Origin of the sequence: Streptomyces sp. NPDC001407, assembly GCF_042895325.1 — a bacterium.
Lineage (GTDB): Bacteria > Actinomycetota > Actinomycetes > Streptomycetales > Streptomycetaceae > Streptomyces.
This window is the reverse complement of record NZ_JBIAWF010000020.1, coordinates 106,631-118,961: the sequence shown is the minus strand read 5'-3', so window position 1 is coordinate 118,961 and position 12,331 is coordinate 106,631. Positions and strand designations below refer to the sequence as shown.

The window sequence follows — 12,331 nt, the reverse complement described above, 5'->3', positions numbered from 1 at the left end:
ACTAGTAGCCTGAGGCCATGGATTCTTAGATGAATCCGGGGAGCAGCCTTTGTTACGGGGGGAACATTCTGATGGCTGAGACGCATCGAGCCGGCCCTGACGCGCTGGACGTGCTCGAACTTCTGGCCCGCCGACAAGCCCCACGGCAGTTCGAGGAGCTGCTCCAGCGCGCGCGCCGGGAGGGCGCGTCCGTAAAGAAACTGGAAAGGCTCGACCGGGCGGTGCGCCTGGGCACGGACATCCACGAACTCTTCGGCCGCGGGCAGCAGCGGGAGGCGGGGCTCACCGCGCTGGTGGACACCGCGCGCGAACTCAGCCACGCGCGCGACCTCGACACCCTGCTCAAGGAAGTCGCCCGGCGCGCCCAGCGGCTGCTCCACTTCGACCTGGCCTACATCGGCCTCCACGACGCGGCCGCGGGCACGGACGTCGACGTCGGAGCGGACCCCGGGGGCGGCGGGATGACCATCCGCGCCTCGGAGGGCGACACCACCGCGCTCAACGTCGGACTGAAGGTGCGCGGCAGTTCGGGCCTGGGCAACGCGGTCCTCAGCGAGGGCGCCCCCTTCTGGACCCCGGACTATCTGGCCGACGACCGCATCGCGCACGCCGACGAGATCGACGAGGTGGTCCGCGCCGAGGGCATCCGCGCGATCATGGCGGTCCCGCTGTGGTGCTGCGGCACCGTCGTCGGCACGCTCTACGGCGCCGGCCGCGAGGTGCGCCACTTCCTGCCGGACGAGATCAGCCTGATGTGCTCGCTGGCCGACATCGCGGCCGTCGCCATCGAGAAGGCCAGGACACTGGACGAGGTCCGGGCCGAGGCCAGGGCCCTGGAGAGGGACAGGGCGGCCGCCCGCGCGGAACTCGCCGAGCGGCGCCGCCTCGAAGCCGTCCACGCCGACCTCGTCGGCCGGGTCCTGGACGGCAGCGACCTGCGCGGCATCGTGGGCGCCTCGGCCGAGGCGGCGCGGGGCACGCTCGCCGTCCGTGACCCCGGCGGCCGGATCCTGGCCGCGACCGGTGAACTGCCGCCGTTCGACGCGGAGGAGCTGACCAAGGGCGTGCTGGACGCCCACGCCGGAGGCGAACCGGTGCCGCTGGGCGACGGCGCCTGGATCGCCCCCGTCGCCGCGAGCGGCGAGGACCTCGGAACCGTGCTCTTCCTCCCGGACGAACCCCTCGCGGACCCGCCCGCCCCACTCCTCCTCACCGCCCGGACCGTCGCACTGGCCCTGCTCCTGGAGCGCAGCACGGCGGTGGCCGCGAGCCAGGTCCGCGACGAGTTCCTCGACGAGCTGCTCGCGGGCCCGCGCCGCCCGTGGCGGCACGTCGAGGAGCGGGCCCGCGCCCTCGCGGTCGACGTCGACGACCCGCACGTCGTCGTGGTGGCCCGCCCCGAGGGCGGGTCCCAGGGCCGGGCGGTCGTCTGGGCCTCCTCGTACGCCCACCGGGGGCGCGGGCTGAAGAGCGTGCACAACGGCTGCATCACCCTGCTGCTCCCGGGCGACGACGCGGAGGCCGCCGCGCGGGCCGTGTGCGACGAGCTCTCACCGCTGCTCGGGCACCCGGTCACGGTGGGCGCCTCCGGACCGACGTCGGGCCTCGACACGGTCCGGCAGGTGTACCGCGAGGCGCAGCACTGCCTGGAGGCGCTCACGGAGCTCGGCAACACCGGCTGCGTGGCCACACCGCGGCAGATGGGCTTCCTCGGCCTGCTCCTGTGCGACACGTACGACACCGGCGACTACATCGGAGCCGTCATCGGCGCCGTGCTGGACTACGACGCCCAGCGCTTCACGGAGCTCACCCGCACGCTGGAGGCGTACTTCGCCTCCGGCAGCAGCCCGCGGCACGCGGCCAGAACCCTGCACGTCCACCCCAACACGGTCTCGCGCCGCCTGGAGCGGATCACCGAACTCCTGGGCTCTGACTGGCAGAAGCCGGAGCGCTCGCTGGAGATCCAGCTCGCGCTTCGGCTCAATCGGACTCGGCGGATGCTTTCCGAGCGCGGCGCTTAGTGGTTGATGCCGGTGGTTGGCTGCTGCTCTGCACCACCGCTGCGCGGTGGTGTCCTCAATCGCCGGACGGGCTGGGTTGGGCTGATGTGGGTGCGCATTCCGCCTGTGCCGGGTGCGCAGATCCAGCCCGTTCCGGGCAACAATTCAGCCCGTTGGGGGCACCTCTGGGGGTACCCCCGGACGGAGTCTGGGGGAGTTAGCCGGGGGAGCTTGAGGCCGCCCGCAGGGCGCCCCCGCCGTAGGCGGCAAGACGGCCCGCGGCCAAACGGCTAGCTTGCCTGGCGCTCCTGCCCCCGCAGAGCGCTCCGGAGCGCCACCGCGTGGGCCGCCGAGACCAGGGTCATGTGGCGGTGCCAGCCGGGGAAGGAGCGGCCCTCGTAGTCGCGTTGGCCCAGGTGGTCGCCCACGTGCTCCACGTCGTGGTCGACCCTCGACGTGAGCTTGCTCAGGCGCAGCAGGGAGCTCAGCGGGACGCCCGGCAGGTCGGCGAGCCAGATGCGGGACGGCTGCCGTCGCCGGTCCTGCCATTCGCCGAGCAGCAGCAGATCGCGCCGGGCGGGCTGCGTGAGCCGTACGGGGACCGCCGTGGCGAGCGTGGTCAGTCGTACGCCGGGCGCGGCCGGGTGGGACCACTCCACCGGGCGGGCCAGGCCGCGGACGGACTCCAGGATCTGCCGGGCGGGGAGCGCGCCGCGGCCGGAGCCGGGCAGGGCGCGGTCGGCGACGGCCAGCTGCGTCCTGCCGTCGATCCGTGCGAGCAGGGGGACTCCCGACTCCGCGAACGCCCTTACGGCGGTGCCGGGTTCGCCCAGCTCTGTGTCCAGGATGACGGGCCTGGCCGGCAGCGAGCGCGCGGCACCCAGGCCCGTGGCGACGGCGCACTGGGCCGGAGTGGTCTCGCCGACACCGTCGGGGATCTCGGCCCGGGACCGCCGGCCCTCGTGGTCCAGCCAGTTGGGCGGGAGGAACAGCCGCCAGTCGACGGGCACGCTCATCGCCTCGGAGGCGAACCAGGCGCCGTACGCCAGCTGCCCGTTCATCACCTGCCCCAGGTCGGGTACGAACTGGCGGCCCACGCCCACGGAGTGCGTCCCCGCCTTGGGGATCGCCAACGACCGCACCACCCAGGCCCGGTGGGGCGCGGTCCGGGCGAGGAAACGGGCGAGCTGGGCACGCATCGGCTTCCAGTCCCAGGTGGAGCTGCAGATGAAGTGGTGCAGGCTCTGCTCCGCGGCCGGTCCGCCGTGGACCGTGGCGATGTTGCGGATCGACTTGCGGCCCTCGGCCGCGAGCAGCCCGCTCAGATAGAGATCCGCCTTCGTGCGCTGGTCGCTGCGGCGCAGGGTGGAGAAGAGAGAGGCGCGCAACTCCGCGCCCCCTCTTCCGTCCGGCCCGCTCCTTCCGGCGCGGTCCGTCCCCCGGTGCTGCCCCCGACGGTCATAAAGACTCAGCACTGCTGCTTGGTTCACGACACTCCGTCCTGCGGTTCGGCCGACTGGCGACTGAGCCTTCAACGGTGGTCGTCGAGCGTGCGGAAGACGAGGTGCGGCGGTCACCCAACCGCGGGCCGGGGAGGTTGCGGGAGCACAGCGAGGGGTCAGCCGCCCATGGCCCAGGAGATCGTGTGGTCCGTCGCCATCAGGGCGAAGATCACGACCAGGTCCGCCGCGCCCAGCGCGAGGCCGAAGACCGCGCGGCCCTTGCGGGTCGTGCCGCGGGTGAGGGCGAGGGTGGCGAGGGCCAGGGCGATCGGGCCCAGGACCAGGTTGAAGATCAGCAGCCCCAGCAGGCCCAGGACGAAGGACCAGACGGCCATGGTGTCGGGCACGCTGCGGCGAGCGCGCGGTGCAGGCGCCGGGGTCTGGGCAGGGGCGTCCGGTCGCGGCGCGGTCGCGCGCCGCCGTTCGTCCGGTGTCGTCGTCTTGTCCAGAGTCGTCGTCATCGTCGTCACCGCTCCCTCATCCGTTCACGGACCGCGAAGGCCAGCAGCCACACGGCTATGGCGGCCGCCGCCGGGAGCAGCACGGGGAGCGGGGTGTGTGCCGCGGCGCCCACCAGGACTCCCAGCAGGAGGACGGCCGCTATCAGGAAGATCATTTCCGGTCCTTCCTCTAGCATTGGGTGAACAGATGGAATGACAACTGTTCACTGAAAGCAGCGTACCCCGTTCTGGCGCCCTCAAGCAAACAGTTGTTTACTGAATCCATGAGCAACACCCTCGGCGTCCGTCAGGCCCAGAAGCAGAAGACCCGTCAGGCCCTCCTGGAGGCGGGGCTCGGCCTGCTGGAGGAGCAGAGCCTGAGCAGCCTCGGGCTGCGCGAGGTCACCCGGGTCGTGGGGGTCGCGCCCGCCGCCTTCTACCGGCACTTCCGCGACATGGCCGACCTCGGCGTGGCCCTGGTCGAGGAGTCGCTCGGCAGCCTGCACGTGATGATCCGCGCGGTCCTCGGCGAGCAGACGGACGCCGAGGAGGTCATCGACCGCAGCGTGGAGGTGGTCGCCGCACACGTACGGCTGCACCCGGCGCACGTGCGCTTCATCGCGCGCGAACGGCACGGCGGCGTGCGGGCGGTGCGCGAGGCCATCGCGGCGGAGCTGGCGAAGTTCGGGGACGAGGTCGCGGGGGCGCTGGCCGCGCAGGAGGCCTCCGCGGGGTGGAGCGCGGAGGACGTGCGCATGCTCGCGGGGATGTACGTCGATCACCTGGTGATGACGGCGTCCGCGTTCCTGGAGGCCGGGCCGGGGGAGGAGCCGTCGATCGCGGACACGGCGAGGCGGCAGCTGCGGCTCATCAGCGTCGGACGGCGGCACTGGCGGGACGCGTAGAGCTTTCGCGGCCTGGCCTGGCTTGTGGCCCCGGTCTTGGGCGGGGGCCGTCTCCGGCCGGGTCGGCGAGCGGGTGTCGTGCCCGCGGCCACCGCGAGCCGGTGCGGTCCGGGGTCCGGGGCGGAGCCCCGGTCAACCCCCACCCACCGTCACCCCCACCCACCGTCACCGCCACCCGCCACACCCCCGCGCCGCGCCCGCTCAGTACCTCGATGTCCACCCCCGCCGTCGAACACCGCTGTCCGGCGACGTAAGGCGCGTCGCTGAGCGGGGCGTTGACGTTCAGGTCGCTCGTGTAGCAGCCGATGCTGCCCGGCGTCGCGTCGGAGGTGCGTACGGGGCCCGCGCCCGAGGCGATGTCGGTGGCGACCGTCGAGACGAGCACGCCGGCCCGGCAGACCGTGTGGTCCAGCGGGCCCGGCGCGCGGACCTCCAGGGTGATCGCGCGCGTGCGGGAGAGCGGGACGACGGCCAGCTTGGGCCCGCCGGGGACCGAGGTCGGGGTCAGCGTCACCACGTGCCGCCCGGGGCCCGTCAGGCAGTGCACCTGACCGGGGCCCAGCCAGCCCAGCTTCCACTTGTGCCAGGCGAGGAAGTCGTTGGACGGCCCCCAGTCCTCGTCCATCGGGTCCCAGTGGCCCACCGGCGTCTTCGTCCGGCCGCCGTCCTCGGCGCTCGTGTAGTAGAGGTCGGGCAGGCCGAAGCTGTGGCTGTTCTCGTGGTTGAGCACGCGGAACGGGCTGTCGCCGGTCTGCCGGCTCCAGATGAACGAGACGTTCTTGAAGGGCGTCCCGTCGTCGGTGGTGAGCCCGGTGGGCGCGCCCGCGAAGGTCACGGAGCGGACGTCCTGGGTGGCCGGCGGCCCGGCGCCCGGCGCGACCAGCACGTTGATGAGGTCGAACTGCCGGAAGTCCACGCCCTGGTCGACGGCGGCCAGGATCTCCTTCGCGATCGCGTGGTAGCCGTTCTCGCTGCCGCCGTCGAAGGGCGCGCCGCGCGTGATGCCGTACGTCGCGTACGGGCGTGACATCCGGATCCAGCGCGGCACCGGCGTCGAGCGGTAGTCCAGCCGGCCGTACGAACTGGCCCGGTAGAAGTCGGCGACCGCCGGGAAGAACTCGGCGTAGCGCTCCTGCGGGGTGATCGTCGCTCGCGCGTCGGGGAAGTCGACGAAGAGGGTGACCGCCCGCACCGTGCCGGAGGAGCGGGCGAAGCCGGCCGGGGTGTGCGCGGACTCGGAGACGTTGTCGGTGACGCCGGGGAGCGCGCAGGGGCCGGTGGGGCGGCCCGCCCCCGCGGGCGTGGCGGACCGGCCGCCGGGCGCCGCGGCGACGACAGTGCCGGTCCCGCCCTCCCGGAGGGGCAGCGGCACGGTGAGGGCGAGCGTGGTCAGCACCATGACCACGATGGCCAGGGTTCTCATGCCGGTGCACCTCCCGGGCGCGCGGCCCGCCGTCCGGCCGCTCTGTGATCACCCTGTGCCGCCCCGCGCCGGAGCGCTCCCGGGGCTGCGGCAGATGGAGGTCTCGCGGGTGTGACGGGCGTCACGGCGCCGCGCGGAAATAACCGGGGAGCTCATCCCCGTTTACTCCTTCGTCCGACCGAAGCGGGGAGCTGCTCCCCGCTTGTGACCCGGCACACAGACCCGGCCCAGGGCTGACCGGCCCAGGACGTGACCGGCATCAGAGAGAAGCCGGCGGAAGCCCGAAGTGAACCCGAGGAAGGAGTGCCACCCGTGGCCACCACCCAGCCCCGCCTCCGCGCGGACGCCCTGCGCAACAGGGAGCGGATCATCGCCGCCGCGCGGGAGGCGCTCGTCGAGTACGGCGACGAGACCTCGCTCGATGAAATCGCTCGACGCGCCGGGGTCGGGAATGCCACGCTGTACCGGCACTTCGCGGACCGCTCCGAGCTGATCCGCCATGTCACCCTGTTCGTCCTCGGCCGCCTCGCGGACCAGGCCGAGAGGGCACGAGCCGAGGAGTCCGATGCTTTCGACGCGCTGAGGCGCTTCGCCCACGCGGCCGCCGATGAGCGGGTCGGGGCGCTGTGCACGCTGTTCGCCGAGAGCATCGACCCGACGCATCCGGACCACGTCGCGGCCGGCGGCCGCCTCGACCGTGCGGTCGGGGAGCTGATCGAAGCCGCCCGCGCCTCCGGGCAGTTGCGCACCGACGTCGCCGTCGGGGATCTGATGATCGCGCTCGCCCAGCTGACCAGGCCACTGCCGGGCAAGGGCTGTGACACCTTCGACGCCTTCGTGCACCGGCACGTCCAGCTCTTCCTCGACGGCCTGATGAACCCGGCCCGTTCCGAACTCCCCGGCTCCGCGGCCTCGTTGGAGGCCCTGCGCCGCAGCCGCTGTTCCGGCTGACCCCCAAGACTTCGTGGTGGCTTCCTTCGTGCCGCCCGCCACGCGCTCGCCGTCCCGCATCACGCAACACTGAGGTAGGCACCATGCCCCACACGACCGCCCCCGACCCCAGGCGCTGGAAAGCGCTGATATTCATCGCCCTGGCCCAGCTGATGGTCGTCCTCGACGCGACCATCGTGAACATCGCGCTGCCCTCCGCCCAGACCGACCTGGGGATCTCGGACGGCAACCGGCAGTGGGTCATCACGGCCTACGCGCTCGCCTTCGGCGGCCTGCTGCTCTTCGGTGGCCGGATCGCCGACCTGTGGGGCCGCAAGCGCACCTTCGTCATCGGCCTGATCGGCTTCGCGGCCGCCTCCGCCTTCGGCGGCGCCGCGATGAACACCGGCATGCTGCTGGGCGCCCGCGCCCTCCAGGGTGTCTTCGGCGCGCTGCTCGCGCCGGCCGCGCTGTCGCTGCTCGCCGTCACCTTCACGGACGCGAAGGAGCGCGCCAAGGCGTTCGGCGTCTTCGGTGCCATCGCCGGTGCCGGCGGTGGCGTGGGCCTGATCCTCGGCGGTGTCTTCACCGAATACCTCAACTGGCGCTGGACGTTCTTCGTGAACATCCCCTTCGCCGTGGTCGCCGCCGCCGGTGCCATCGCCGTGATCAGCGAGCCCGCCGGCAGCCGCAACCCCTCGAAGCTGGACATCCCCGGCGTCGTCCTGGCCACCACCGGCCTGGTCTCCCTGGTCTACGGCTTCACCCGCGCCGAGTCCGACGGCTGGACCGCAGGTGCCACCCTCGGGCTGTTCGTCGCCGCCGCCGTGCTGCTGTCCGCCTTCCTGGTGGTCGAGTCCAAGGTGAAGTCGCCGCTGCTGCCGCTGCGCGTGATCACCAACCGCAACCGCGGCGGCGTCTACGCCTCGCTCGGCCTCGCGGCCATCGCGATGTTCGGCCTGTTCCTCTTCCTGACCTACTACCTCCAGGTCGCCCGCGGCTACAGCCCGGTCAGCACCGGCCTCGCGTTCCTCCCGATGATCTTCATGATGATCACCGGTTCGACGCAGATCGGCGCGCGCCTGATGACCCGGGTCGCCCCGCGCTGGCTGATGGGACCGGGCTTCCTGCTCGCCGCCCTGGGCCTGCTCTGGCTGACCCGGATCGACCTGGACACCTCGTACGCCACGGGCATCCTGCCCGGCCTGATGCTGATGGGCCTCGGCATGGGCACGGCCTTCATGCCCGCCATGAGCCTGGCCACGCACGGCATTCAGCCGCGTGACGCCGGTGTCGCCTCCGCGATGGTCAACACCTCGCAGCAGGTCGGCGGCGCCATCGGCACCGCGCTGCTCAACACCATCGCGGCCAGCGCGAGCACCGCCTACGCCAAGTCCCACCTGGCCGAGGCCGCCCGGGGCGCCGCGGGGCAGAAGCTGCTCGTCCTCCAGTCGAGCGTGCACGGCTACTCCGTCGCCATCTGGTGCGCGGTCGGCATCCTCGCCCTGTCCTCGGCGATCGCGTTCCTCGCGATCAACACCGGCCACCAGGGCGGCACGACCGTCGCGTCCGGTGACGGCGAGGCGATCGAGGACGCGATCCCGGTGATGGCGCACTGACGCCGTCCGTGACGCATGACGAAGGCCCCCGCCGGGAGTTGGCGGGGGCCTTCGGCGTGCGTACGCGCCCTCAGCGCAGCCAGGGCAGGTCGGCGCCCGAGGCCGGCTGGAGGCCGGACGCGATGGTGCGGCAGATGTCGCCGAGCTGGACGACCTGTTCGGGCGTGAGCCGGTCGAAGATGGCACCGCGGACCGCGGCCACATGGCCCGGCGCGGACTCCTTCAGCATCGCGAAACCCTCGTCCGTGAGGACGGCCAGCTGACCGCGCTTGTCGGAGGGGCACTCCTCCCGGCGGACCCACCCGTTCTTCTCCAGACGGGCGATGGCGTGCGACAGCCGCGAGCGCGTGATCTTGGCGTCGTGGGCGAGCTCGGTCATCCGCATCCGGTGGCGCGGTGCCTCGGAGAGGTGGACCAGCAGCCCGTAATAGACGTGCGGCATCCCCGCGTCGCGCTGGAGCTGCCGGTCGAGGTGGTCCTCCAGGAGCGTGGTGGCGTGGAGGTACGCCTGCCAGGTGTCCTGTTCCTCGGCGCTGAGCCAGCGCGGCTGCCCGGCGTCCGGGACCTTGTCATTGGTCATGGCATCCACTGTTTCACCCGTCGGCTTCCTCGATGTCGCGATTCTTGAAGTTTAAATAAGGGAGGGTTAAGCTGGCGAATAGCTTGAAGTTTCAAACAATCTTCTCGGGAGGCACCATGCAGGCCACCGGCGAGCGCATGCCCGCGCTCTACCTCTCCCATGGCGCGCCGCCCCTCGCGGACGACGAACTGTGGCCCGCCGAGCTCGCCGCCTGGTCCGCCGCGCTGCCGCGGCCGACCGCGATCCTGATGGTCTCGGCCCACTGGGAAGAGGCCCCGCTCGCCCTCGGCGCCACCACGCGGGTGCCGCTCGTCTATGACTTCTGGGGCTTCCCCGAGCACTACTACACGGTGCGGTACGACGCCCCCGGCGCGCCCGCGCTCGCCGACCGGGTGCGCAGGACGCTGCGGGGCGCCGGGACGCCCGTACAGGACATACCCGACCGCGGGCTCGACCACGGCGCGTACGTCCCGCTCGTCGAGATGTACCCCGAGGCGGACATCCCCGTCCTCCAGATCTCGCTGCCCACCCTCGACCCGGAGCGGCTGATGGAGACCGGGCGCAAGCTCGCGCCGCTGCGGGACGAAGGCGTGCTGATCGTCGGGAGCGGATTCTTCACCCACAACCTGGCGGCGCTGCGGCACGCGGGGTCGGGGCCGCCGGCCTGGTCGGCGGAGTTCGACGCGTGGGGGCGCGAGGCGCTCGCCGCCGGGGACGTCGACGCGCTGCTGGACTTCGAGCGCAAGTCCCCGGCGGGACGGCTGGCCCACCCGCGCACTGAGCACTTCGCCCCGCTCTTCGTCACCCTCGGCGCGGCCGCGGGCGACCTGGACCGCCAGCGGACCGCCGTCGAGGGGTTCTGGATGGGCCTGGCGAAGAGGTCGGTGCAGTTCGGCTAGTCCGGCCAGGAGCGGCGGGCTCAGTGCTCGTGCCAGTGCTCAGTGCTCGTGCCAGTAGAAGACGTAGTACGAGGCGAGGCCCATCCCCAGCCCCAGCAGCAGCCCGATCTCGATCGAGCGCAGCACCGAGTCCCCGCTGAGGCTGTAGAGGAAGCCCATGCTGCATCCGAAGAGCGCGCCGAACGCCACCGCGCGCACCTCGGTGATCATCTTCTTCCGCTCGCGGATCAGGACGTACCCGGCGCCCCCGGAGACCAGCGCGACGGCGATCCCCATGAGCCAGGCGCCGGGCGTCGTGAAGCCGTTCTGGCTCGCCAGGAAGACGGCGTAGAGACCGAGCACGACGGCGCCGGTGAGCGGGACGGCCCAGGACAGCCGTGAGGCGTGGTCCGCGCCGCGGAGATGCGTGCCGCTGGGGACCGGGCCGGGACCTTCGTGGCCCCGGTGGTGGCCGGGCATGATCGAGTGCGTCGGCATCGCGGGCTCCTCTCGCCGGTGCGTCTCGCTTGCGCGTCACCCCGCGTCGGCTCCGCCGGCGGTGGCGCGCACCGCTGCCTTGTCCCACCAGCGCACACCCGCGTACGGGCGGCGGCAACTCGATCACGCCATGCCGTTGTCGGCCCGTTGCCGGCCGTTGTCGTCCATTGCCCACGTCGGTCGCCGCCGTGGGCAACCGTGGACGCGTCCAGGTCGTCTTGAAGAGCGAGCGGGGGCCCGGGGCGTCAGCGCCGACGGTCGCGGACCGCGCTTCCCGGCCGTCCCGGTGTCACCCTCCGTACCGGCTCTGACCTGCACTTCCCCGGTTCCTCGGAGCGTCCTCCCGTGCTGTGGCCGGACAGGGTACTGCATGATCACAAAAAAGAAGACGTTCCATGGGAATTCTGTCCGGATTCCAGTCGTTCTTTCCTTCGGACGGGGCACCCGTGGCAGGGTCCGCCCTCAAAGGGAGTCCCATCCGTCCCGCGACCGACTCATCGCAAGGGAGCACGCATGGCAACCCGTGCCGTCGCCCGTCGTCAGACCGCCGCAAAGGGCGCTGAAGGGGCAAGCAGTGTTCGCGCCGCTGGCGGGGAAATCGCCGACCGCGACCTGGTCGGCATGTACCTCGACGAGATCGCGCGTACGCCCCTGCTCGACGCCGCCAAGGAGGTCGAGCTGTCCCAGACCATTGAGGCCGGTGTCTATGCCCAGCAGCTCCTCGACGGCGCCCTCGACGCCGAGGGTTCCGGAGCCGCCGGCGCGGACCGCGCGGAGCTCGAGGCGATAGCCGCCGAGGGCGCCCGCGCGAAGGACGTCTTCATCAAGTCCAACCTCCGCCTCGTCGTCGCCGTCGCCCGCCGCTATCCCCGCAGTGGCCTGCCCCTCCTCGACCTCATCCAGGAGGGCAACGCCGGCCTGGTGCGCGCGGTCGAGAAGTTCGACTACACCAAGGGATTCAAGTTCTCCACGTATGCCACGTGGTGGATCCGCCAGGCGATCACCCGGTCCATCGCCGACCAGTCCCGCACGATCCGGCTGCCCGTCCACCTCGTGGAGGAGCTCGGCCGGATCCGCCGCGTCCAGCGCGAGTTCAACCGGGAGAACGGCCGCGACCCCGAGCCCGCCGAGATCGCCGCCGAGCTGGACACCACGCCCGGCCGCGTCAGCGACGTCCTCGACTGGGCCCGCGACCCGGTCAGCCTGAACATGTCCGTGGACGACGAGGGCGAGACCCAGTTCGGCGACCTCCTGGAGGACACCTCCGCCGTCTCGCCCGAGCAGTCCGTCATCGCCCTCCTCCGCAGCGAGGAGCTCGAAGACCTCATCGGCCGCCTCGACCAGCGCACCGCCTCGATCATCAAGGCCCGCTACGGCATCGAGGACGGCCGCGAGCGCACGCTCACGGAGGTGGGCAAGCAGCACGGTCTCACGCGTGAGCGGATTCGGCAGATCGAGAAGCATGCGCTTCTGGAGCTGAAGAAGATGGCTCACGACACGGGTTTCGACGCGGCGGCGTAAAAGGGCATACCCTCGTAGACCGGACCCCGGCGCCA

At 72.0% G+C, this 12,331-nt stretch carries 12 protein-coding genes; 6 read left to right on the top strand and 6 right to left on the bottom strand.

All coding sequences use genetic code 11. From position 1 onward, the window contains the following. Positions 1-71 precede the first annotated feature (71 nt). Positions 72-2,021, top strand: a complete 1,950-nt coding sequence (locus ACFY1P_RS25420) for a helix-turn-helix domain-containing protein (protein WP_390751953.1) — start codon at positions 72-74, stop codon at positions 2,019-2,021. A 269-nt stretch (positions 2,022-2,290) separates the two neighbouring features. Here ACFY1P_RS25420 and ACFY1P_RS25415 read toward each other — a convergent pair whose 3' ends face one another. The 3 genes from ACFY1P_RS25415 to ACFY1P_RS25405 all read right to left on the bottom strand — a co-directional run bounded on the left by ACFY1P_RS25415 (position 2,291) and on the right by ACFY1P_RS25405 (position 4,118). Next, the gene (locus ACFY1P_RS25415) at positions 2,291-3,388 is read right to left on the bottom strand and encodes an IS701 family transposase (RefSeq protein ID WP_390751952.1); all 1,098 of its coding nucleotides are present in this window, start codon (positions 3,386-3,388) and stop codon (positions 2,291-2,293) included. A gap of 230 nt (positions 3,389-3,618) precedes the next feature. Continuing rightward, positions 3,619-3,963, bottom strand: coding sequence for a hypothetical protein (locus ACFY1P_RS25410; RefSeq protein WP_390751951.1), 345 nt, complete (start codon positions 3,961-3,963; stop codon positions 3,619-3,621). A gap of 5 nt (positions 3,964-3,968) precedes the next feature. Beyond that, positions 3,969-4,118: a hypothetical protein gene (locus tag ACFY1P_RS25405; protein WP_361524684.1), complete on the bottom strand. Its 150-nt coding sequence runs from the start codon at positions 4,116-4,118 to the stop codon at positions 3,969-3,971. Between the two features lie 108 nt (positions 4,119-4,226). Here ACFY1P_RS25405 and ACFY1P_RS25400 point away from each other — a divergent pair, with 108 nt between their 5' ends. Further along, the gene (locus ACFY1P_RS25400) at positions 4,227-4,847 is read left to right on the top strand and encodes a TetR family transcriptional regulator (protein WP_361524682.1); all 621 of its coding nucleotides are present in this window, start codon (positions 4,227-4,229) and stop codon (positions 4,845-4,847) included. Here ACFY1P_RS25400 and ACFY1P_RS25395 read toward each other — a convergent pair. Beyond that, complete coding sequence (locus ACFY1P_RS25395) at positions 4,813-6,270, bottom strand: M6 family metalloprotease domain-containing protein (protein WP_390751950.1); 1,458 nt, start codon at positions 6,268-6,270, stop codon at positions 4,813-4,815. The two genes, ACFY1P_RS25400 and ACFY1P_RS25395, sit on opposite strands and share 35 nt — an antisense overlap. Before the next feature lie 312 nt (positions 6,271-6,582). Between ACFY1P_RS25395 and ACFY1P_RS25390 the strand changes: the two genes are divergently transcribed. Continuing rightward, entirely contained in the window at positions 6,583-7,221 is a 639-nt protein-coding gene (locus ACFY1P_RS25390; protein ID WP_361524672.1) for a helix-turn-helix domain-containing protein, read from the top strand. A gap of 83 nt (positions 7,222-7,304) precedes the next feature. Continuing rightward, the gene (locus ACFY1P_RS25385; protein ID WP_361524669.1) at positions 7,305-8,819 is read left to right on the top strand and encodes an MFS transporter; all 1,515 of its coding nucleotides are present in this window, start codon (positions 7,305-7,307) and stop codon (positions 8,817-8,819) included. A 70-nt stretch (positions 8,820-8,889) separates the two neighbouring features. Here ACFY1P_RS25385 and ACFY1P_RS25380 read toward each other — a convergent pair whose 3' ends face one another. Next, complete coding sequence (locus tag ACFY1P_RS25380; RefSeq protein WP_361524666.1) at positions 8,890-9,399, bottom strand: MarR family transcriptional regulator; 510 nt, start codon at positions 9,397-9,399, stop codon at positions 8,890-8,892. Between the two features lie 116 nt (positions 9,400-9,515). Here ACFY1P_RS25380 and ACFY1P_RS25375 point away from each other — a divergent pair, with 116 nt between their 5' ends. After that, positions 9,516-10,298: a class III extradiol ring-cleavage dioxygenase gene (locus ACFY1P_RS25375; RefSeq protein WP_361524663.1), complete on the top strand. Its 783-nt coding sequence runs from the start codon at positions 9,516-9,518 to the stop codon at positions 10,296-10,298. A 39-nt stretch (positions 10,299-10,337) separates the two neighbouring features. Here ACFY1P_RS25375 and ACFY1P_RS25370 read toward each other — a convergent pair whose 3' ends face one another. Beyond that, positions 10,338-10,775 carry a hypothetical protein gene (locus tag ACFY1P_RS25370; protein ID WP_361524660.1) on the bottom strand — a complete coding sequence of 146 codons (438 nt, stop codon included), beginning with the start codon at positions 10,773-10,775 and terminating at the stop codon, positions 10,338-10,340. Between the two features lie 513 nt (positions 10,776-11,288). Between ACFY1P_RS25370 and ACFY1P_RS25365 the strand changes: the two genes are divergently transcribed. After that, a complete protein-coding gene (locus ACFY1P_RS25365) occupies positions 11,289-12,296 on the top strand; it encodes a sigma-70 family RNA polymerase sigma factor (protein WP_361524657.1) in 1,008 nt (335 codons plus the stop codon). Positions 12,297-12,331 lie beyond the last annotated feature (35 nt).

Excerpts from the sequence above, each read along its gene's own strand:
- ACFY1P_RS25420 (WP_390751953.1), top strand. The coding sequence starts at position 72 with ATGGCTGAGACGCATCGAGCCGGCCCTGACGCGCTGGACGTGCTCGAA.
- ACFY1P_RS25410 (WP_390751951.1), bottom strand. The coding sequence starts at position 3,963 with ATGACGACGACTCTGGACAAGACGACGACACCGGACGAACGGCGGCGC.
- ACFY1P_RS25405 (WP_361524684.1), bottom strand. The coding sequence starts at position 4,118 with ATGATCTTCCTGATAGCGGCCGTCCTCCTGCTGGGAGTCCTGGTGGGC.
- ACFY1P_RS25400 (WP_361524682.1), top strand. The coding sequence starts at position 4,227 with ATGAGCAACACCCTCGGCGTCCGTCAGGCCCAGAAGCAGAAGACCCGT.
- ACFY1P_RS25395 (WP_390751950.1), bottom strand. The coding sequence starts at position 6,270 with ATGAGAACCCTGGCCATCGTGGTCATGGTGCTGACCACGCTCGCCCTC.
- ACFY1P_RS25385 (WP_361524669.1), top strand. The coding sequence starts at position 7,305 with ATGCCCCACACGACCGCCCCCGACCCCAGGCGCTGGAAAGCGCTGATA.
- ACFY1P_RS25380 (WP_361524666.1), bottom strand. The coding sequence starts at position 9,399 with ATGACCAATGACAAGGTCCCGGACGCCGGGCAGCCGCGCTGGCTCAGC.
- ACFY1P_RS25375 (WP_361524663.1), top strand. The coding sequence starts at position 9,516 with ATGCAGGCCACCGGCGAGCGCATGCCCGCGCTCTACCTCTCCCATGGC.
- ACFY1P_RS25370 (WP_361524660.1), bottom strand. The coding sequence starts at position 10,775 with ATGCCGACGCACTCGATCATGCCCGGCCACCACCGGGGCCACGAAGGT.
- ACFY1P_RS25365 (WP_361524657.1), top strand. The coding sequence starts at position 11,289 with ATGGCAACCCGTGCCGTCGCCCGTCGTCAGACCGCCGCAAAGGGCGCT.